The following is a 20,023-nucleotide window of genomic DNA, read 5'->3' as shown; positions in this document are numbered from 1 at the left end:
TAATAGTAAGAGGGTAAACTTATCACATGACCCCCTTTTGAATATATTTGTCTTTGGAATCCGGCGTGTATCGTACGGGTTCCCTTTTTTTGTACTTGTACTTTTTTTACAGAGCAACGGCAATCCTTTGCTTGTTTTTGTAATATACCCACTCGGTAAATCCGATTTCTTTCAGGCGAGTGGCGACATCATCCCATTCGTCGGCTACGCGGAGCGGCGTGTGGGCATCGGATCCGAAAGTAACATCCACTCCGAAATGGAGCGCCCGTTCCAAAATAGAGTCTGAAGGATACCAGCCTCCCGAGAGCTTCGTTTTGCCGGACGTATTAATTTCGATCGCCACCCGGTTTTCCGCAATAACCTGCAAGGTTTCGTCGATGGCTTCGGCGGCGGGGATATCGGAGAACGCGGGATAGTTTCCTTTCATGGCATCGATATGGCCCAGGATTTGAAACATGCCGCTTCGCGCCGATTCCCGGATCAGGGCGTAATACGTTTCCTTGTCCGCGATCCGCTGCTCGTCGGTCAGGCTTTTCCAGCGTCGTTTATTGAAGATGCTGACTTCATTAACACTGTGTACCGAGCCGATGATGTAATCGAACGGGTATTGGGAGAGGACTTGCCGGTAAGTTTCTGCGTGGGCCGGAAAATAGTCGGATTCAATGCCCAGCAGCACATCGATTTTGCCCTCATACTCCTGCTTCAGTTTCAAGACCTCTTCGACGTAATTGGCAAATTCCTTTTTGGCCATAGCGATGTGCGGAAAAGGATGCTCTTCGGGGTTCCCGAAATAAGGGGTGTGATCGCTGATTCCGATGACCGACAGTCCGGCTGCGATCCCTGCCTCTACGTAGTCGCGGATATTCCCGTCGGCATGACCGCAGCGAAAATGGTGCGTATGCAGATCGAACTTCATGCTGTCTCTCCTTTCAGGCTGGTAAAACATCTGATTATTCTGAACTGATAAAATGGGTTTCCGGCATGCCTTTGAGGTCACCTAGGAACTGTTGCATGGCGGAATTGACGTAGCGGCTGGACTTGTAAATGACGCCCACGGGATGCGTGACCTCCAGCTCGGGAATCGGGACAACCTTGATGGTTCCCTGTTTGAGCTCGCGGAGAATCGACTGCCTGGAAATGATGGCTGCGCCCAGGTTAATTTCCACCATCCGTTTTACTTCCTCGCTGCTGGACAGCTCCATGACGATATGGGGCTCAATGTCATGCGCTTTGAATACTTCATCGACGAAGCGCCGTCCGACCGTATCGGGAGACAGCATGATGAGCGGAACCTCGCGCAAGGAATCCAGCGTGGGAATGGTTTTGCCGGCCAGGGGGTGAAGCGGGGACACGACAAGCTCGAACGTATCGTAATACAGCACCGTAGAAAGGACCTGCGGATTATTTTCGATCAAGTAGCCTATGCCGATGTCCACCAACCCCTGCTCCACATTCTGATAAATCAGACTCGAGGGCATCGATTGGATCGTTGTTTTGATCAGCGGGAACTGATCCTGAAAATACGACAGAATCCGCGGCAAAATCTGAATGGCGATGGAGGTCGTTGTACCTAGGACTATATGCCCCTGCGGCGTATGCTCCAGATCCGACAGTTTTTGCTTCAGTTCTTCGACAATATCCAGTATTTGCTCCGCCTTTTCGAGAAATACTTGTCCCCGGTCGGTTAATGTCACCGGCTGGTTCCGGTCGACCAGCACCGTACGGAATTCATCTTCCAGGCTTTTGATCTGTGCGGACACGGCAGGCTGGGTCAGGTTAAGCAATTCCCCGGCTTTACGGAAGCTTTTTGTTTTGGATATGGTGATCAGCGTCTCTAATTGACTGATGTTCATTCCGAATCCTCCTTTCCTCCGTATTCCATAATATTTTATTAATTATAGAGGATTTTTCCTAACTAAATCAATGTTAAGGGCATGACAACACTGCGAATGAACCCGCAATTTAGTTACATTGTTCGATTTTTAATGACTTATATCTGGGAATAAAGTATAATAAATCTCAACTATAGTTGGGACTTTTGTATCGGATTATGTTACTTCTATGTGAAAAGGGGCGTAATAGTGAAAGCAGAAGTGATCAATCCTTTTCTGGAATCCGCGTGTTCCGTAATTGAACAGGTGATACAAGTTTCTCCATCCACCGGGAATTTGGGCGTGAAGGAAGTTATGCGGGAGCAAGACCATATCTGGATTCAAATCGATATGACGGGCCATTACAGCGGCATGGTCATGTTCGGTTTGGAAGAGACGGTAGCCTTGCGGATCGTATCCGCCATGATGGGCGGATTTGTCTTGACGGAGATGGACGAAATGGGACAAAGCGCTATTTCGGAACTGGGCAACATGATCAGCGGCAACGCTAGCACCATTTTGTCGAATCAAGGATATGCCGTGGATATTACTCCACCGCGCGTCTTAACCTCAAAACAAGAGGACTCTAATCATATTCCGCGTAAAGCATTATGCATTCCGCTGCTTATGGACGGAATCGGGGAACTGGATATTCAAGTCATGATCTCCTAAAATGGACTAAAAGGTAAAGTTCCGAAGGGATGAGAATCATGTCGTTGAACAATAAGGTCATCGTCGTAACCGGAGCCTCCAGCGGAATCGGGGCTTTGGCTGCGCAAATGCTGTCGGCCCAAGGAGCGACCGTTGTGCTTGCCGCCCGTTCGGGAGATAAGTTAAAAGCGGTGAGCTCCGGGATGATGGGCCCGAGCCGGGTGCTGGAGCTTGACGTTGGGGACGATGCTTCGGTGGAAGCGGGCTTCCGGCAGATCTATGCCGAGTTTGGCAGGGTGGATTGTCTTGTGAACAATGCAGGGTACGGCAAGTTCGCCTATTTTGACGATATGCCGCTGCAGGAGTTTGATGCCATGATGAATGTGAATTACATGGGCATAGTCCGTTGCACGAAGGCGGTTCTTCCTCATATGAAGGAAGCCCGGTCCGGGCGGATCGTCAATGTAGCCTCGATCGCCGGCAAGATCGGCACTTCGAAGTCAACCTCGTACACGGCGACCAAGCACGCGGTGATCGGCTTCAGCAGCGCCTTGCGGCAAGAGGTCCGGGAATACGGAATTACGGTATCCATGATCAATCCGGGACCGATCGATACACCGTTCTTTACCTTGGCCGATCCGGAGGGGCATTACGTCAATAACGTCAAGTGGTTTATGATGAAGCCGGAACGGGTAGCCAAGGCGATGGTGTCCGCGGTTCAAAGCGGAACGACCGAAATCAATCTCCCTTGGATCGCAGGCGCGGGAGCCAAGCTCTATCAGATGTTTCCCCGTCTGGCTGACCGTCTAAGTTACCGCATGTTAAATAAGAAGTGAAGGGATCGGCTGGAAACAGCCGATTTTTTTGTGCTGAAAACGATGCTTTTAAGTTGGATTTGGTTGGACCGGGATTTTCGCATATAATGGAAATAATGATTTTTTAAGATAAGGATGAACTTTGATGACTACAACTACTAGCTTTACAGGGCTTGGATTAGATGAAACGCTTGCTGCAAGATTAGCCGATTTCGGGATTACGGAGCCTTCGCCGGTACAGGCCGAATGCATACCTGCAGCCTTGGCGGGCCGGGATGTGCTAGCCCAGTCGCAAACGGGAACCGGCAAGACTTTGGCTTACCTGCTTCCTCTGCTGCAAAATATCGATGCCGAAGGAAAAAACCTGCAGGGCCTTATTTTGGCGCCGACTCAGGAATTGGCGATGCAAATTGTCCGTGAGGTGGAGAAATACGGAGAAGCGCGGGGCATTCGCGTACAGGCCCTGATCGGTGGCGCTGCGATTAAACGCCAGCTGGAACGGCTGAAGCTACATCCGCAGCTCATTGTCGGGACGCCGGGAAGGATCCGGGAGATCGTGGCTTTGCGCAAGCTGAAGCTGCATACGGTCCGTACGGTTGTCGTCGATGAAGTCGACCAGATGTTCCAGCTTGGCGGCACCGCCGATCTGGAACATATTTTGCGCGGAACTTTGCGCGAACGGCAACTGCTGTTCCTGTCGGCGACGGTGAATCCGGAAATCCGGACGCTTGCCGGACGGGAGATGAAGGAAGCGGTGGAGATCGGAATCGAACCGGAGCACCGGACTTCGAAAAGCGTGGAGCATTTGTATTTTCTCAGCGAACGGGACAAAATCGATACCTTGCGCCGGATTATCAGGCACTATAACCCTGCACGGTCCATCGTGTTCATTAACAACACGGCGGATATCGGCGAAGTTGAGGCGAAAATGAACTTCGTCGGCCTAAGTGCCGGAGCGCTGTATGGGGACGCGGACAAAACCGTGCGCAGCGTGACGCTCCGCAAGTTCCGCGAAGGCAAAATCCGGGTGCTCGTGGCCACGGATGTCGCGGCGCGCGGGTTGGATATCGAGGAATTGTCACTCGTCGTCAATCTTGATCCGCCGATCGATTCGGAGCATTACGTGCACCGCGTCGGCCGTACCGGACGGATGGGACGCAAGGGACTGGCCGTCTCGATCATCGCGCCGAGAGAAGAATTCATCATGCGTAAATTTTCCCGGGAACTCGGGATCGAGATCGCGCTTCGCGATTTATACGGCGGTGAGGTGATTGACCCGCAGGCTCCGTCAAGCGGACGGAGGGGCGAACATGGACATCAGCAGGGCCCGGGACAAGGACGGACGCATAGTCCGGCACGAGTTCAAGGAAACGGGCATGAAGGACGTGCACAGGAGCCCGCTACAGGGCGAGGACGGGGCTATGAGCAAGAGCCCGGAAGACCGTCGGGGCGTAGCGCCGAGGGCGCGAGACGAGAGGGAACGGGCCATGTGAAACCCGGCCCGGCATCTTATGGCCGCGAAGCCGGAGCTGGAGCGGCCAAGGCACCGGCCGCCCGCGAGGCGGGACGCCAAGCGCGGAACGGATCCGGCGGGGGATCTGCCGGAACGCGAAACGCGGCACCGGGAGGCACCCGCAAAAACGATAGCAAGCAGGACCGTAAGAACAAGGGCGCTCCCAAGTGGCTGAAAGACAAGCAGTCCCGCGATTAAAAGGGAAAGCGTCTTTGGCCCTTGAAGCTATTTCAGCGGAGAGATCGCAAAACAGACATAGTGGGTAGATCAATATTCATTGAGGGGGAGCCGTTTTGAGTGAGACGCCCGTATTGCAAATTGAACAACTGACCGGGGGTTACAGCCTGGGGCGCCCGGTACTCCATGACATTAACTTCGAAGTGATGCCGGGAGAAATGGTCGGACTGATCGGGCTGAATGGAGCCGGAAAAAGTACGACAATGAAGCATATTCTCGGACTGATGACACCGCATCGCGGCGGGGTAGCCGTTCAGGGGAAAACCAGGGATGAGAATCCCGAAGCCTACCAGAGTTCCCTGGCCTTTGTTCCGGAGTCGCCGCTGCTTTACGAAGAATTGACGGTCCGGGAGCACTTGGAGTTTGCCGCCCGGGCCTATGGAGTAGATTCCGGGGACTACCAGGAAAGAGCGGAGCGGCTGCTGAAGCTGTTTCATATGGAGGAAAAGGCCGACAGCTTGTCCATCCATTTGTCCAAAGGGATGAAGCAGAAGGTCATGATTATGTGCGCGTTTGTCGCCCGGCCCCAGCTTTATGTTATCGACGAGCCGTTCCTCGGTCTCGATCCGCTCGGCATCCGTTCCCTGCTGGACTTCATGATGGAGATGAAGCGGAGCGGGGCTTCGATTTTGCTCAGCTCGCATATTTTATCGACGATCGAAAATTACTGCGACCGCTTTATCCTCCTTCACCGCGGGGCGGTGATCGCTCAGGGGACGTTAACGGAAATTGCCCAGCAGGCCGGCATGCCCGGGGCGGCGCTTGAAGATATTTTCTATAGCTTAGTTAAAGGCGGAGATTAGATCATGAAGCTCCAAGAGCTGCGCGGCCGGCGCAAATCGTCCTTCTGGGGCAAAGTGCTCCCTTATCTGCCTTATGTTTTTCAAAGCGGAGTGGCGGTCCTGTTCCTGCTGCTGCTGATTGCCTTTTCTGCATGGTATACGTCCTTTTTGCAAAACATGCCGCCGGATCTGCCGGTTCTGTGGATCATGCTGGTCCTGTTGGGGCCGCTGACGGTATATTCCGGATTTCGGACTTATGTCCAACCGGCGGATGTTATTTTCCTGCTGCCGCAGGAAACGAGAATGAAGGATTATCTCAAGCCTTCATTCCGTAGCGGAGTCATCTATAAGCTGATCGGGCTTTATATACTTCTGCTCATTTTATGGCCTTTGTATATCCGAAGCGGAGCGGAAATAAGGCATCCGCTGTGGTTGATTATGATTGTCTTGCTTGCGCTTAAGCTGCTCAGTGCCTACGGTGCATGGCAGGAGCTCAGAATTTCTACCTCGCGGGCCAGAGCTTACTACCGGATGCTTCGCTGGTGCTTCATTCTGTTGATACTGGTGGCATGGTTATGGCAACCGGCATGGAAAAGCGCTTTGTTTACGCTGCTGGTCGGCATCAACTATATTCTCGCCCTGCGCTTTCCGATGAAACATGCCGTACCTTGGGAGAACCTGATCGCGGCGGAAAAATCCGGGGCAGCCAGGGTCATGATGCTGCTGGGCTGGTTCGTGGATGTGCCGGCGGAAGGACAAAAGGTCGTCCACCGGCGTTGGCTCTCCAAAGTCGGTAACGGCATTTCCTGGAGCCGGGACGGAGCTTACCGGTTCCTGCTCACGAAGACTTTTCTGCGCAGCGAATTGCTGGGCATTATCGTCCGGTTGGCCGTGCTCGGCATGCTGGTCGTCGGCTTGAACGGGAAAACCTGGATCGGCGCCGCCTTGTATCTGTTTTTTATCTTTGTCGCAGGCACTCAGCTTACCGCTCTGCGTCATTTTCACGGCGACACGCCAGCCGATGCCTACTATCCGATACCAGCCGGATCTCGTCAGCAGGAGGCCATTGCTTTAGCCTCCCGTGTGCTACTGGCGATCACCTTGCTGATGTGGATCCCGATGGCCGTCGTTCCCGGCACCGGAAACGTGACTATTCTTTTCGCAAGCCTCGTCGCGGGAATCGCCCTGATGTTCGGCATGAAGTCCTCTTGGAAACGTAAATGGAAGCAGGAGGACGAGGACTGATCGGCGGAATGGGGGAATTTGAAACCGAATTGGGAATTAGGAATCCGGAACCCGAATTCGGAATCTGGAAACCCGGAACCCGAATTGGGTATCAGAAAACACGAATTCGGAATCAGGAACCCTGAACCCGGAACCCGGAACCCGAATTGGGTATCAGGAATCCGTAATTTGGATCCCGGCCGGAAAATTAGCTGTATTTTATACAGCTAATTTTCCGAAAAACGTCGCATGAATCAAATTAACTGTAAAACCTACAGCTATTTTTACTCTTTCAGGCCAGTAACCCTAAAAAGCCTGAAATTAACTGTAGGTTATACAGTTATTTATTTTTTAAGACTCTAATTCTTGAAATTAGCTGTAGGTTATCCAGTTAATTTTTAAAAGTTGTTAGGGATGGGGATGGGGAAGCAGTGTAGTATAAGCGTGTTAATTGATGGGTGCTGTAAAAGTAGCTAAGTGGTTGAGTGCTAAGAGTTGAAAAAAACGCCGAAAGTGGCATTGTTCTGAGAGTGGTATTGTGTCTTGAGTGGCATTCTGCCGAAAGTGGCATTGTTCAGAACAGAGGTAATGTAAGAACAAGCAAATAGTTATTGAGTAGCCTAGTGTGCCTGAAGTTAAGTAACTGTTTAATGGCAGTATGAGTGACGGTAGTTATTTGAAGTAGTCTTCAGCGAGTATGGTACCGGTAAGTAATAATGTGTTTATGAGAGAAATAGTGACAATGGCGCTTAGATGGACAGAAGGAGTAGGAGTGACTTAAGAGCACCTTTGCTTGTTGTTTTTATTGATGGATCGGAAACGGTACGGAGTAGTATCGAGCAAATGTAGCGAATAATGTTACTAGAACCCGCTAAAGCCGGGATGATGTATAAACTGCAACCGCCGAAGCATCAGTCGCATAACCCGCTCAACTATAGTGAAATTTATCTATTTAGTCTCAATCATGCACTTGTCCTATACCGCCAACGAAAAAAGGCCGCTGGGGAGAAACTCCTCCAGCGGCCTTCTTTGTTTTTACAAGCTGGCTTATAAGAAAATGGTGCGGCTGATGATTACCAACAGAATAAAGAGCACCAGGATTACGCCAGTGCTGGTCCAGAGACCTCCGCCGTATCCGCCTCTTCCTTCGTCAACTCCACTCATGTGCAATTCCCCTTTCCCACAGAATAGATCGTTCTTACAAAATATTCTATGAGTCGGTTGTGCCAAGTGCTTGGGCGAATATACTGCCGCCACACGGAATGGGTGTTCTTTTGAACGGGAAGTTTAGCCCTGAAGGTCCAGAACGCCTTTGTAAACGATATCGAACAGGTCTTCCAGATTCTCCTCGGCAATGCAGGAGAAAGCAATCCGCAGATCGGTATCGCCGAGCGCGATCGTACCGACGCCATATTCACGGATCAAATGCTGGCGAAGCTCGTCGGCATTGACCGTTTTAAGCTTAAGGCACATGAAGTAACCCGAGTTGAAAGGATAATACTCCCACACATCGCCGTACTTCCCGCTATCCAGCAGGGATTTGACTTTGTTGGCCCGGCCTTTCATCACTTTGAATTTCTCGGCTTTTTGAGCTTCAAACTCAGGCGATTTCAAGGCTTGAAGCACGAAGGTTTGGGAAGGATGAGCGCCGCTGGAAACGGTCGCACGGATGATGCCCATCGTCTTCTGCTCCAAGGCAGTCAGAACGCCGGCATCCTCCGCAGCGAAGGTGATGAATCCGACCCGGAAGCCCCAAACGTATTCCTCTTTAGTGGCTCCGTCCACTTTTACCGGCAGAATGCGCGGATGGCGTCCGGCCAGTTTGCCGAACAGCGATTCGGACATGGAGTCCTCGAAGAACAATCCGAAATAGGCGTCATCGGTAACAACGACGACATTGATTCCCGCTTCGGCGGCTTCTACGACAGCGGCGACGATTTCTTCGCCTTCCTTGGCCCCCGGGGTATATCCCGTCGGATTGTTCGGGAAGTTCAAGATGACGATTGCTTTGCCTTTATCTTTTTGAGCCAGCAGCGCTTCTCGCAGTCCCTGACTGTTGAACTTCATGTCCTCGGTAAACAGCGGATAATTCACGATAACCCCGTGACGGCGGATTCCGAAGGTTAATTCGTAGTTCTCCCAGTTTTTATCCGGATAGATGATGGCATCGCCTTCGTCCGCGAACAGATCCGCCACGATGCTGAGGCCGTGGGTAAGCGCGTTGGTGACGACCGGATTGCCGAAATGTTTATCCGCAACCGCCGGGTTTTCCCGCAGCATTTTCTCGCGCCATACGGTGCGAAGCTCGGGTTTGCCGGCCGGAGGCGCGTATGGATACAAATCCTGCGGCTTGTAGGCGGACAGGGTTTCCTGAATCGCCGCCAGATGCATCGGGCCTCCGTTTTCGGTGGCGATGCCGATCGTGGCGTTGTACTTTTTCGCTCCGGCCGTCGCTTCGGCGGATTGGCTCAAAATGCCTTCCTTCGGAAAATAGATCTCCTTGCCGAGAGTGGACAGCATCTCGTATACATGGATATTGCCGGACTTCAAATTCTCGTTTAACTGCTGCGCGAGTGGGTTCATCACGTTCATCCTTCCAATCGGGTTTGATATGGGACAGTTCCGTTTTGACTGCCTAACATTATATCATTTCGTCCCCATACCGTCACGGTCAAAACAGCCGTTCCCGATTGAATTTATCGATGCCGGGGGCAATATTTTTTCATCAGCTCGATAGTCTCCGGATCAAGATCCCGATTTCGCGTCTCCAGTCCCTGAACCACGCCGGAAAATTTAGTCTCATTCATATTTTGTCCAAATTTGAATTTGCCGCTGATAGCCTCGGGAACAATTTTGAAGACGGACACGCTTTTCAGGTGTCCCGCATATTGCGGATCATCAGCCAGTATGGGATCATAACCTCCCTCGGGCTGCAGCTTTTCCATAAATAGCGTTAGAGCCACTGCCTTTTCCTCCAAACTCTGCACCTTTTCCGCCCGTCCCCGGACCATGACGCTTTTGAAAAAGGCCGAAGCCGGACAAGCCAGGTTCGGATCGGTAAAATACGAAGGAATGATCGCATACTCTTTGGCCACGGTAAAGCTGACTCTGGGATCGTGCGCCAGATGTTTCATTTTTTCCCCCGCCAGACTTCCGTGAAAATAAAAACAATGCCCGTCATATGCAAAGTTAAGCGGAGTAACCCGGCTCCAACCGTCCTCCCCCACGGTGCCGAGAAAGCCGAAGCTCATCTCCCGCAGAAATTCCTCGATTTCATGGGCATCTTCTACTTCAAATTCTTTTCTTCTCAATTGGAATCCCCTCCGCAACTTTCTGTGCTTGATCAGCCAGTCAGTTTGTTTTTCAACAGTCTAGTCCTGTAATTGACATTAAAAAAGAACCAATTTACATTAATTTTAATAGTCCAATTGACGGAAAACGCAGGGAGGGTCGCGTATATGAACTTTTCCATACCGCTGGACGCATACAGCGAACAATACCGTTATAAATATCTGGCTTTGTATCATGCGATCCGGTCAGCCGTACGTGACGGCACCTTGCCGGCGGGAACGCGCCTTCCCTCCTCGCGGGAAATGGGCCAAATTTACGGTTTGTCCCGGGGCAGCGTCGCTCATGCTTACGATCTGCTTCATGCCGAAGGCTATATCCATACCGCGATAGGGAGCGGGACTTATGTAGCCGCGGTGATTCCGGAGCGGAAGGAATCCGGCAAGGAGGGGGCGGCGATCTCTTTGTCCCCTTGGGGACAAAGAGTGGTGGAGCCCGCGCTGCCGCCGGAGGAGCCTATGGAGGCTGGCGGCGCCGGGACCGGTCCCGAAGGGACGGTCATTTCGTTCATGGACGCCGGCCCTTCCGTGTCCGCGTTTCCGCAGGCGGAATGGAAGAGTGCGCTCGCCTGGGCCGCGCGGGAGAAACAGGACGGCAGCTCCGTCATGAGCCCTGCGGGCGATCCCGAGCTGCGCGGCGCCATCGCCGCTTATTTGCGGCGAAGCCGGGGCATTGCGGCAGATGCGGAGCAAATCTGCCTGTTCAACGGCTCGATGCAGGCGATCATGCTGCTCACCCAGCTGCTGCTGGGTGAGGGCGAGCGGGCCGTCCTGGAGGACCCGTGTTTCCACGGGATCTCCAGGGCGGTGGACGCCTGCGGAGGGGTTGCCGTCCCCGGAGCGGTGGACGGGGACGGCCTGATCCCGCGCGACTGGGACGCGCGGGTGCTGTTCGTGACCCCCGGTCGCCAGTTCCCGACCGGGGCGGTGCTGTCGCCTGCGCGGCGGCAGGAGTTGCTGGCGTGGGCCGCGGCGCGGAATGCCGTCATCATCGAGGACGATTACGACACCGAATTCCGCTGGGGCGGCCGCCCGCTGGAGCCGCTCAAGGCGTTGGATCGCGATGAGCGCGTCGTCTACATCGGCTCGTTTTCCAAGACGATGTTCTCCGCCTTGCGCATCGGTTTCGCGGTGCTGCCGCGAAGCTTGGCCGGTCCGGCCTTACGGGCCAAAGCCTTGTACGAGCCGGTTCCGCCGGCACGGCTGGAGCAGCGGGCGCTGGCCCGCTTTATGCGCCGGGGCGATTACGAGCGGCATCTGCGACGGATGCGCAGAATTTACGGCGCAAAGCACGAACTGTTCCGCAAGGCTATGGAGAGTGAACTCCCCGGTTTATTTTCGCTGCAGCCGGCGGATGCGGGGGTGCTTGTGTTTGCGGAATGGCGGCGGTCTCCGGAGGAATACGAGGCTTTCCGGGAAGCCGCCCGGCGCAGGGGCGTGGTGTTTCGGGACGGCGGCGTCTATCGGCTAAGACCGGGTTTGCCTGCCGCTTGCTTCAGTTTTTCCCATCTGGAGAACGATCAACTGCTTGAAGGAGTATACCGGATGGCACGTGCATGGAAGGATATTTAAGAAACGCGAGTTTAGGAGTATAATCGTTATAATCCATGCAGTTGTGATGGACAAGCAACCCGAAAATATTACGTTCTCAGGAGGTAAGGAGATGCTTCATATATCCCCGTCCTCGTTCATTTTGAAGCCGGCCTTTGCCAAAATTGTCTGCGAACCGGGATGGAAATGGCATAAGCGGGAAAAAGCGCTGCAAAATTACGATTTGTTTTACGTATGGAGCGGCGAAGGTACGGTTGTTTTGAACGATCAGCCCATACAGGTCGGCCCCGGGAGCTGTTTCTTGTTCCGCAAAGGGGATCATACGAGCGCTACTCATAATCCACAGCGTCCGCTCGTACTGACTTATATTCACTTTGATGTCGATGAGCCTGTTTCCGAGGTTCCGGGCTCCTATCGCAAGCTGGAGGATACTCTGGATTTCGAATACATGCTTTCGCGCTATGTCCGTCTGTTTCTGGTCAAAGCATATGGGGCCGAAGAAGAAGCGCGCCTGATTTTGAAGCAGATGCTGATTTACTTGCTCCGCGAAGAACGGGAAATTCCCCGGGAGAAAAAAGTGAGCAACCAGTTGAACGAAGTGATTCAGGAAGTGGCGAATTATTGCTCCCAGCATCCGGGTTTGCCTCATAAAGTCGAGGATTTGGCCGCCCGTGCCGGATTGTCGCCGCGTTATTTTTCAATTAAATTCAAAGAAATCATCGGGCTTTCCGTGCAGTCCTACATTATCAAGACCCGGATCGACCGGGCGCAGCACCTGCTTCTGCACGCGGGGATGAACGTGACCGAGGTGGCCGACGCGCTCGGGTACCGCGATATCTTCTTCTTCAGCCGCCAGTTCAAGCAATATACCGGAAAAAGCCCTTCCGAAATCCGCTAGAAAAAAATTTCCCTTTGCTGTTTCACTTGCATGCTGGACGGGTAAATAGTTTTTATTGCCGAGATCTGGGAGGAGGTGTACATCATGGGAAAAAGACGGCGGATGCGCAGCCGGGAGTGTTCGGTACCGGGGAGCAGCATTTTTAGAAATCGTTTTCGCCGGTCGAGACGGCACGACCGGGAGGAAGAAACCTGGTTTTGATCTGTTCATCGATCTGGCTTGTTAAGTCATTTCCAACATCAATTCCATGCGTCTTAAAAATCGCGACTTTGCGATCGGACGTTAATATAGCATACTTAGTTTACCAAACGGTCGGACAGGGGCTCCCTGCTCGGCCGTTTTTTTGTTGTGTTCCGTATCTGTCCCTGGCCGTCCGCTTTGAGTTTCCTTATCGGCGTTCGCTGCTAATGGCGGTCTTAGTTCTCCCGACTTTAGTCCAGGAAAGTTCTGGTCCGCGGGCTATGTTCTTTTTTTCACCGGGAGATTATGATGGTAGCATTAACGTGGTGTACGCAAAAATACATAAGAGAGTAGAAAGTTAAGGAGGAAGTGGAATGAACAAGAGACTTATGCCGATAGCGGTGACAGCGGCGTCCGTTGCGCTGGTCATGCTTGCCGGATGTACAGGGGTGGATGAAAAAGCGAAGGAAGCCGTCGGAACGACGGTGGGGGCTCTGGAGAAAACCGTAGAGAACGCCGTTGACAATCAGGTCAATAGGGTGAAAGAGAGCAGGGAAGCTCTGGAGTTGTCGACGTCGTCTCCGGTGAGCTCGGCTTCGGGGATCACGCTGGAGAATGCGGTCGGAGATATTGAAGTGAAGCAAATCCCGGGCAAGGAAATTACCGTTGAGGTTAAAATTTGGGCCCAGAAGAGAGCGTCTCGCGAGGATGATCTCAAAAGCGTGTTTGAACAAGCGACCGTCTCCATTAAACCTGACGGAAACAAAGTGGAAATCTACACGCATGCCAAAGACGACCCCGGCAAAAATCTTTGGGAATGGGGCCAAAAAAACCTGAATTATTCGGAGTTCAGCATCGATTATGTGATCGGACTGCCCGAAGGAATTTCTACTTTTGACATCGACAGTGATGTCGGCGACGTAAGTCTTGCCGGATTGAAGGGAAGCTATCAAATTAAGAACGATGTCGGAAGTATCGAGGTCATGGATGCAAGCATTACCGGGGAGTCGAAGATCAGTACCGCAACGGGCAGCATAGATCTGGGGATTTCGCGGATGGAGAGCGGAGGAAGTTTATCCGTGAAAGCGGATATCGGCAGCATTGATGTGGATTTAACGGATTTGCCGGACGTTGATCTGGAAACGAAGGCCGATGTCGGCGATATCAGCGGAGCCCCGAAAGGCAAAAGCCAGCGGGGAAGCGGCGGGCCGCTTCTGTCGCTTGAAACATCCGTAGGGTCCATCACCGTAAATTAACGGTAACGGACCTTCCGTCAGGTCTTATTTGGAACGGGGAAAGAAGACGCCAAGCGGTTCGCCCATCTTAACCTTCTGGCCGACGGCGCGTTCCGGGGAGGGCGCAAACGTGCCGCTTTCGGTCAGGAGAACGACGGTGGAACCGAATTCGAAATAGGCGAGGTCATCGCCCTGATTCCAGCGGGTGGCTTTGGCATCGGTATAGCGGATGCTGCTTACGTTCATAGCGCCCACCTTCACCACGGCGATTTCCCCGCGTCCGTGCTTTAGATACGTAATGAGCCGCTCGTTGCGGCTAAGCACGTTTTTCATCTGTCTCATGGCAAAATCATGGACAGGATAAACCTTGCCCTTGATATGTTCGCTTTCAAGCAGCGTGCCGGCGGCCGGAGCATGGATACGATGGTAATCGGTCGGACTCAGGTAGAGGACGAAGGCGTATCCGTGCAAATAGCTCTGCATGCGCGGCGAATCGTTAAGCAACTCCTGCAGGGTGTAATCCTGTCCTTTGACGTTCAAGATCGTGCCGGAGCGGATTTCCCCCATAAAAGTAATGAGCGCATCCACCGGACTAATCAGTCCGTCGTCACTCTGATGGACCGGACGCATGCCGCTCTTCAATTTGCGCGTGAAAAATTCGTTTAAGGTACGGTATTCTTTCAGTTCCTTCTCTGCCTCGTGCAGAGGTATGCCGTATGATTTTGCGAACCAAGGAATCATATAGCGGCTCGCTTGCGAATGCGAGAACCGGCCCATAAGTTTGGAAATCCATTTCCGGGAGGTCAGTTCCGTCATCCATTTCATCCAGTTTGCGGCCAAATCGTATCCCCCTAACACCATGATCAACGGGACAAAGATCCCTTTTCCACTTCCGCTAATATTGACATAGAATAGTTCCGAAATCAATAACGAAAGTGCTTTCACTATTTTTTGCTTGATTATTTGGAAAGATCTAGAGTATATTAATTCCAATCGCATATGGGATACGGGGGCTTGAGTGAATCAGGCTGAGATGGCAGCATATCCCGCTGCAGACCGTTAATCTGAACTGGATAATGCCAGCGTAGAGAATCTAACGTCCGGAATGTATGTATGTTGTTTATTGCACATGCATTCTCCCGTGGACCTAGTAACCGTCTGAGCCTATTCAGCCGGTTTTTTGTTGCGTCCAAAAATAGTTGGTCTAGAGGAGGAGTTATTATGCAAGAGATCACCAATCAAAAGGATCAAAGCAGTCAGCCAGGTCAGTCAGGCCATTCAGGTCCGTCGGATCGGCCAAGTCAACGGAATCAGCAAACGGAATCTCATTCTCCGGCTCTTCCGAAAAGAGGCCTGAAACTGAGCGACATCCTGGTGACGGTGCTGGTGTCGCTAGTACTCGGCGTGGTTTATCATTTCTGGAGTTCGGTATACAATCTGTTCTCCCCGTTATTCCCTCAAGCCGATGAACTGGTGTACGGGATGTGGTTTATAGCTCCGACGCTCGTGTTCCTTCTGATTCGCAAACCTGGCGTAGCTTTACTTGCCGAAGTGGCGGCCGCCCATGTGGAAATTTTGTTCGGCAGCGAGTGGGGGGTTCAACTGGTGCTCTACAGCGTGCTTCAGGGGTTGGGCGCAGAGCTTGTATTTGCTTGTTTCCGGTACCGCAAGTTTTCGCCTTCCGTGGCCGCTTTGGCGGGAGTTGCGGCTGCGGCGGGATCGATTATTCCGGATATTTATTACGGCTATGTGGCCGATTACGAGACCTGGCTGTTGATCGCCAAATATGCAATGCGAGCCGTCAGCTCTGCCTTGATTGCGGGTTATCTTGCCTATGCTTTGGCCAAGGCGGTGGAAGCCACCGGCGTTACCTCACTGCTTCGCCCCGTAGCTGCAAAGGATTACGCGGCTCTGGACGATTGATGCCATGAGCAGTTTACCGTTTAATGCTACAACTTGGGGAACAGGCGAGGGAATAAACGATAGGCCCCAACCCGCTGCCGCGGTGCAAGATTTGCGGCTGAAATTTCCGGGATACGATACCTTCGTGTTTAAGGATCTCTCTTTTGAAGTGCTGCGCGGGGAGAAGCTGTTGCTTCTCGGGCCGAGCGGCTGCGGGAAGTCGACGCTGCTGCAGGTGCTTGCCGGTATCATCCCGGGGCTTGTTGAAGTCCCCCTGAGATGCTCGGGGCAAATCCTCCCTTCTTCCTGGGGAATGCTGTTTCAGGATCCCGACACTCAATTTTGTATGCCCTATGTCGATGAGGAACTGGCTTTTGTTCTGGAAAACCGGGGAGTCCCCAGAGAGGAAATGCTTCCCCGAATGCAGGAGGCACTGAATCAGGTAGGACTTCGCTTGGAGGCGGTTCATCAACCGATTGAATCGCTGTCCCAAGGTATGAAGCAGCGGCTGGCTCTAGCCTCCATATTGCTTATGGATCCTGAAGTTTTGCTGCTTGACGAACCCTCAGCCTTGTTGGACCCTGAAGGGCGGAAGCAGATTTGGGAAGCCGTACGGCAGGTAGCCGAACACCGGACATTGATTATTGTCGAACACCGCATTGAGGAACTGCTTGAATTGGGCCTGGTGGACAGAGTCGCCTTGTTCGGACCCCAGGGACAATTACTGGGGCAAGGAGATCCGGATGAACTGTTTCCCCGATTCCAACAGGAGCTTGAAGCGTATGGAATCTGGCATCCCGGTGTCTGGAACCGGTTCCGGGCGACCTCAGGCGTAAAGGAACAGCCAATGCGTTTGGAGCAGACGGAGCATCCGGATGACTCGAACCACCCGAACCACCCGAACTATCTGGAGCATCTGGAGCAGCAACCTCTCATCGAACTTTCCGGCCTTCGAGGCTTCCGCCGGAGCCGGCCTGTCATTCAAGTGGACCGGGCCGAGGTGTACCCCGGAGAATTTATCGCTGTTACGGGTCCTAACGGAGCGGGAAAAAGCTCGCTGCTGCTAGCCCTGATGGGTCTGCTTCCTACGGAAGGGGAATATGGTTTGTGCGGAACCCGGACCGGCGGGAGAAAGCACCGGAAACGCCGGGTGCAGACCGCGAGAGAGGTCATTGGTTTCGTTTTTCAGAACCCGGAATTCCAGTTTGTCGAGAATGAGGTGGAGAAGGAGATTGCTTTTTCACTGCGTGAAGAGGGTGTCTCACCGGATGAGATCAATCGGCGGGTAGAGCAGGCACTCGATCAATTTGGCCTCGCCGGAATGGGACGGCGCCATCCGTACCAGTTGTCGCTTGGACAAAAGCGGAGGCTAAGCGTGGCGGGAGCCGCGGTTACGGGGAAATCCATCCTGCTGCTTGATGAGCCTACGTTTGGACAGGATGCGGTGAATACGTTCGCGATTTTGAATTTATGCGAGGAATTGAGATCCGGGGGGACGGCCATCATTATGGTGACCCATGAAGAGCAAATTGCGGAGATGATGGCGACCCGCAGATGGGAAGTCAGGGACGGGGTAATGACCGACCGCGGTTTGACGGAACGGGGGACCGGCATTGCCCGGGGGAAGTCGCGTGAATATTGTGGCAACCTGGTGACGGTATGAAGGGACTGTTGATGCCTTCCTACCGGACCTGGATGCACCGCGCCAATCCGGTGTTCAAGCTGGTTGCCGTAATTTTGCTGTTCCTCCTCGGTTTATTTACGCATGAGATTGATTTTATGTTTTACCAGGCGGCCGTGTTCACGTTGCTGCTGTTTTGGCTCAGCGGATACGCCTTTTGGAAAGTGCTGCTCATCGTATTGTCCTTTGCTCTTGTGTTTATTTCTTCTTCTTCGACGATGATTTTGTTCGGTAAGGGGGATCACGTCTGGTGGCATTGGGGGCTGATCACCATTACGGAAGAAAGCTTTTACCGGGGTCTCCACATCGGATTTAAATCGGTGACCTTTGCGGCGGAAGGCCTGCTGTTCGTCCTGACGACATCCTCCGTGGAGTTGTTTTATGCCTTGATGCAAAAAGCCAAGCTTCCTCCCAAATTTGCCTACAGTTTTATGGCCTCCGTCCGGCTGCTCCCGATGGTATGGGAGGAGTTCCAAATCCGCCGGAATGCGCTCCGTATTAGAGGGGCTCGGAGGATAAAGGGGCCGCGGGGATGGATCACGGGAATCAAACTGTATGCGGTTCCTCTGCTGTCCCAAAGCATCCGGAGAGCGCATCGCGTAGCGGTTGCGATGGAGACGAAGGCTTTTGACGGGAATGGCCGCAGGACGTACTATTATCACTCCGTCTTTTCGAGGTACGATCTGCTGATTGCATTGCTCCTAGTTGCGGCGGTTGTTTCCGCTATTGTGTTAAGCGGCATGTTTCCGCTGTATTCCGTCGCGGATGTAAGATATTTGCGTTAAAAACCAAAACGGCTGCCCCTTGGACGGAGTGCAGCCGTTTTTCTTTTGAAGCCAAAGATTCACTGCATTTTCCCCAAATAGGGAGGAACCGGGGAAGGTTGTTCTACCAGATAGCGGGCAAACGCCATCGGTTGACGATAGGTTTCTTTCCAGGTTTCGTTCATTTCGGCTTTGCGGAATCCGTAGCGCTGATCCCTGCCGTTGCATTCTATGAAGTAAGGGTGGCCGTTCGGAGTCAGGCCGATATCCAGTCCGAGATCGCCAAGCAGCGGCAGGCAGGAAGATAACCGTCTTGCAATAGCCAGCGCCAGCGCCTCTACATGGGATAGGATGACGGGAACGAGATGAGGGGGCAAGGCTTCGGTTAACAACGCTGGTGCGGGATAGGCTCCGCCGCCTTTGGCCACGTTGGAGATAAAGCTGCCCGGCGGTGCGGCTTTGGCGAACAGGCCTGTGACTCCCCATCTTCCGGTCAGCCCGCGCTGTACCGTAACGCGGAGATCGATCGGGCGATGATTGAATTCCGCCAGCGGAATCCGTTCTTGAAGAAGATATGGCACGCGCTGCAGGAGCCGTCGCAACCAAGGCGGAGGTTCCTCTTTTCTTAACCGCACGGCGCTTCCGGCTTCCTTTCCTTTGGAAGCGGGGAACTGGATCTCCCAATAATTATCGCGCAGAACCAGCCTCATGATTCCTTGGCCCACCGAGCCGCGGACCGGCTTTAGAATAAGGTCCTGATGCCGTGCCATCATTTCCTGCAGGGAAGCCCAGGAAGCGGGGGCGGTCTCGGGTAAATAAACCCGTAGCGAGTGATCGCCCCATAACAAATTGTGGATGTAATCTTTTCCGTATCGGTTGTTTACGTTAAAAATCTTCTTTCCTTGCGAGCTGAGCGCCTGAATTTTTTTGCGGGCCGCAGGGTCGGTATACAATGCCCGGTTATGAATCACGGACGGAATCGGCATGAGCGTCTTAACGTAGTCACGTCCGTCATAGATATAGACGATGCATTTGTTTTGCTTCAGATCCATATCCCCCAAACGAAGAAAACAGGGAGTTAATCCGTATCTTCGCGCGGCTTCCTCATAGTTGGCTAGCGACTCCTGACCGGTCTTTCGCCGGGGGATTCCCCTGTACATACTGGAATTAAGCAGAATACCGACATGGTTCTGTCCCATAGGTGTCTCTCCTCCTCGATACGGCTTCTTCATTACTTTATGTGGACCGGGGCGGAAGGCGTGGACGACTGTTCTGCTTCAGCCGCCTGTTTTGGGATTCCCTGTGCGGGAGAGCTGCCCGAAGGCGGCAGGCCATTCGTCACCCTTGCTGCCGTGAAGCCGTATATTTAAGG

18 protein-coding genes and 1 riboswitch are annotated in these 20,023 nt (G+C 53.0%); of the genes, 11 read left to right on the top strand and 7 right to left on the bottom strand.

Annotated elements, in window-relative coordinates:
• Positions 1-106: 106 nt before the first annotated feature.
• Both ACLB09_RS21760 and ACLB09_RS21755 read right to left on the bottom strand, forming a co-directional pair.
• Positions 107-916 carry a histidinol-phosphatase gene (locus ACLB09_RS21760; protein ID WP_410771948.1) on the bottom strand — a complete coding sequence of 270 codons (810 nt, stop codon included), beginning with the start codon at positions 914-916 and terminating at the stop codon, positions 107-109.
• Between the two features lie 34 nt (positions 917-950).
• Positions 951-1,853, bottom strand: a complete 903-nt coding sequence (locus ACLB09_RS21755) for a LysR family transcriptional regulator (protein WP_410771947.1) — start codon at positions 1,851-1,853, stop codon at positions 951-953.
• 228 nt (positions 1,854-2,081) lie between these two features.
• On the opposite strand from ACLB09_RS21755, the gene ACLB09_RS21750 reads away from it, so the two are divergent.
• The 5 genes from ACLB09_RS21750 (at position 2,082) to ACLB09_RS21730 (ending at position 7,114) form a co-directional block, all read left to right on the top strand.
• Positions 2,082-2,543: a chemotaxis protein CheX gene (locus ACLB09_RS21750; RefSeq protein ID WP_410771946.1), complete on the top strand. Its 462-nt coding sequence runs from the start codon at positions 2,082-2,084 to the stop codon at positions 2,541-2,543.
• 38 nt (positions 2,544-2,581) lie between these two features.
• Positions 2,582-3,358, top strand: a complete 777-nt coding sequence (locus tag ACLB09_RS21745; protein WP_410771945.1) for an SDR family NAD(P)-dependent oxidoreductase — start codon at positions 2,582-2,584, stop codon at positions 3,356-3,358.
• A gap of 124 nt (positions 3,359-3,482) precedes the next feature.
• Positions 3,483-5,048 (top strand): DEAD/DEAH box helicase, encoded by a 1,566-nt coding sequence (locus ACLB09_RS21740; RefSeq protein ID WP_410771944.1) that lies wholly within the window; start codon positions 3,483-3,485, stop codon positions 5,046-5,048.
• A 95-nt stretch (positions 5,049-5,143) separates the two neighbouring features.
• Positions 5,144-5,890: an ABC transporter ATP-binding protein gene (locus ACLB09_RS21735; protein WP_410771943.1), complete on the top strand. Its 747-nt coding sequence runs from the start codon at positions 5,144-5,146 to the stop codon at positions 5,888-5,890.
• A 3-nt stretch (positions 5,891-5,893) separates the two neighbouring features.
• On the top strand, positions 5,894-7,114 hold the full coding sequence (locus ACLB09_RS21730) for an ABC transporter permease (RefSeq protein WP_410771942.1): 1,221 nt from the start codon (positions 5,894-5,896) through the stop codon (positions 7,112-7,114).
• A gap of 1,026 nt (positions 7,115-8,140) precedes the next feature.
• Here ACLB09_RS21730 and ACLB09_RS21725 read toward each other — a convergent pair.
• The 3 genes from ACLB09_RS21725 to ACLB09_RS21715 form a co-directional block, all read right to left on the bottom strand.
• Positions 8,141-8,257 carry a sporulation protein YjcZ gene (locus ACLB09_RS21725; RefSeq protein ID WP_410771941.1) on the bottom strand — a complete coding sequence of 39 codons (117 nt, stop codon included), beginning with the start codon at positions 8,255-8,257 and terminating at the stop codon, positions 8,141-8,143.
• A gap of 123 nt (positions 8,258-8,380) precedes the next feature.
• A complete protein-coding gene (locus tag ACLB09_RS21720; protein WP_410771940.1) occupies positions 8,381-9,676 on the bottom strand; it encodes an aminotransferase class I/II-fold pyridoxal phosphate-dependent enzyme in 1,296 nt (431 codons plus the stop codon).
• Positions 9,677-9,789: 113 nt separating this feature from the next.
• Positions 9,790-10,404 carry a pyridoxamine 5'-phosphate oxidase family protein gene (locus ACLB09_RS21715; RefSeq protein WP_410771939.1) on the bottom strand — a complete coding sequence of 205 codons (615 nt, stop codon included), beginning with the start codon at positions 10,402-10,404 and terminating at the stop codon, positions 9,790-9,792.
• A 147-nt stretch (positions 10,405-10,551) separates the two neighbouring features.
• Between ACLB09_RS21715 and pdxR the strand changes: the two genes are divergently transcribed.
• The 3 genes from pdxR to ACLB09_RS21700 all read left to right on the top strand — a co-directional run bounded on the left by pdxR (position 10,552) and on the right by ACLB09_RS21700 (position 14,325).
• Positions 10,552-12,012, top strand: coding sequence for a MocR-like pyridoxine biosynthesis transcription factor PdxR (gene pdxR / locus ACLB09_RS21710; RefSeq protein ID WP_410771938.1), 1,461 nt, complete (start codon positions 10,552-10,554; stop codon positions 12,010-12,012).
• Positions 12,013-12,103: 91 nt separating this feature from the next.
• Positions 12,104-12,889, top strand: a complete 786-nt coding sequence (locus tag ACLB09_RS21705; protein ID WP_410771937.1) for a helix-turn-helix domain-containing protein — start codon at positions 12,104-12,106, stop codon at positions 12,887-12,889.
• Between the two features lie 554 nt (positions 12,890-13,443).
• Positions 13,444-14,325, top strand: coding sequence for a DUF4097 family beta strand repeat-containing protein (locus ACLB09_RS21700; RefSeq protein ID WP_410771936.1), 882 nt, complete (start codon positions 13,444-13,446; stop codon positions 14,323-14,325).
• A 24-nt stretch (positions 14,326-14,349) separates the two neighbouring features.
• Here ACLB09_RS21700 and asd read toward each other — a convergent pair whose 3' ends face one another.
• On the bottom strand, positions 14,350-15,144 hold the full coding sequence (gene asd / locus ACLB09_RS21695) for an archaetidylserine decarboxylase (protein ID WP_410771935.1): 795 nt from the start codon (positions 15,142-15,144) through the stop codon (positions 14,350-14,352).
• A 156-nt stretch (positions 15,145-15,300) separates the two neighbouring features.
• Positions 15,301-15,412, top strand: a riboswitch (TPP riboswitch).
• Between the two features lie 113 nt (positions 15,413-15,525).
• On the opposite strand from asd, the gene ACLB09_RS21690 reads away from it, so the two are divergent.
• From ACLB09_RS21690 to ACLB09_RS21680, 3 genes are read left to right on the top strand one after another with little or no spacing between them, the layout of a single operon-like run.
• Positions 15,526-16,227, top strand: a complete 702-nt coding sequence (locus ACLB09_RS21690) for an ECF transporter S component (protein WP_410771934.1) — start codon at positions 15,526-15,528, stop codon at positions 16,225-16,227.
• A gap of 4 nt (positions 16,228-16,231) precedes the next feature.
• Positions 16,232-17,869 (top strand): ABC transporter ATP-binding protein, encoded by a 1,638-nt coding sequence (locus ACLB09_RS21685; RefSeq protein WP_410771933.1) that lies wholly within the window; start codon positions 16,232-16,234, stop codon positions 17,867-17,869.
• Complete coding sequence (locus ACLB09_RS21680; protein WP_410772115.1) at positions 17,866-18,672, top strand: energy-coupling factor transporter transmembrane component T family protein; 807 nt, start codon at positions 17,866-17,868, stop codon at positions 18,670-18,672. Before ACLB09_RS21685 ends, ACLB09_RS21680 begins: the two co-directional genes overlap by 4 nt.
• A 59-nt stretch (positions 18,673-18,731) precedes the next feature.
• Here ACLB09_RS21680 and ACLB09_RS21675 read toward each other — a convergent pair whose 3' ends face one another.
• Positions 18,732-19,850 (bottom strand): YheC/YheD family endospore coat-associated protein, encoded by a 1,119-nt coding sequence (locus ACLB09_RS21675; RefSeq protein ID WP_410771932.1) that lies wholly within the window; start codon positions 19,848-19,850, stop codon positions 18,732-18,734.
• Positions 19,851-20,023: the final 173 nt, after the last annotated feature.

This window comes from Fontibacillus forbon, assembly GCF_046559655.1.
Lineage (GTDB): Bacteria > Bacillota > Bacilli > Paenibacillales > Paenibacillaceae > Fontibacillus.
This window is presented reverse-complemented; position numbering and strand designations above follow the sequence as displayed.

Excerpts from the sequence above, each read along its gene's own strand:
- ACLB09_RS21760 (WP_410771948.1), bottom strand. The coding sequence starts at position 916 with ATGAAGTTCGATCTGCATACGCACCATTTTCGCTGCGGTCATGCCGAC.
- ACLB09_RS21755 (WP_410771947.1), bottom strand. The coding sequence starts at position 1,853 with ATGAACATCAGTCAATTAGAGACGCTGATCACCATATCCAAAACAAAA.
- ACLB09_RS21745 (WP_410771945.1), top strand. The coding sequence starts at position 2,582 with ATGTCGTTGAACAATAAGGTCATCGTCGTAACCGGAGCCTCCAGCGGA.
- ACLB09_RS21740 (WP_410771944.1), top strand. The coding sequence starts at position 3,483 with ATGACTACAACTACTAGCTTTACAGGGCTTGGATTAGATGAAACGCTT.
- ACLB09_RS21730 (WP_410771942.1), top strand. The coding sequence starts at position 5,894 with ATGAAGCTCCAAGAGCTGCGCGGCCGGCGCAAATCGTCCTTCTGGGGC.
- ACLB09_RS21725 (WP_410771941.1), bottom strand. The coding sequence starts at position 8,257 with ATGAGTGGAGTTGACGAAGGAAGAGGCGGATACGGCGGAGGTCTCTGG.
- ACLB09_RS21720 (WP_410771940.1), bottom strand. The coding sequence starts at position 9,676 with ATGAACCCACTCGCGCAGCAGTTAAACGAGAATTTGAAGTCCGGCAAT.
- pdxR (WP_410771938.1), top strand. The coding sequence starts at position 10,552 with ATGAACTTTTCCATACCGCTGGACGCATACAGCGAACAATACCGTTAT.
- ACLB09_RS21705 (WP_410771937.1), top strand. The coding sequence starts at position 12,104 with ATGCTTCATATATCCCCGTCCTCGTTCATTTTGAAGCCGGCCTTTGCC.
- ACLB09_RS21700 (WP_410771936.1), top strand. The coding sequence starts at position 13,444 with ATGAACAAGAGACTTATGCCGATAGCGGTGACAGCGGCGTCCGTTGCG.
- ACLB09_RS21690 (WP_410771934.1), top strand. The coding sequence starts at position 15,526 with ATGCAAGAGATCACCAATCAAAAGGATCAAAGCAGTCAGCCAGGTCAG.
- ACLB09_RS21685 (WP_410771933.1), top strand. The coding sequence starts at position 16,232 with ATGAGCAGTTTACCGTTTAATGCTACAACTTGGGGAACAGGCGAGGGA.
- ACLB09_RS21680 (WP_410772115.1), top strand. The coding sequence starts at position 17,866 with ATGAAGGGACTGTTGATGCCTTCCTACCGGACCTGGATGCACCGCGCC.
- ACLB09_RS21675 (WP_410771932.1), bottom strand. The coding sequence starts at position 19,850 with ATGGGACAGAACCATGTCGGTATTCTGCTTAATTCCAGTATGTACAGG.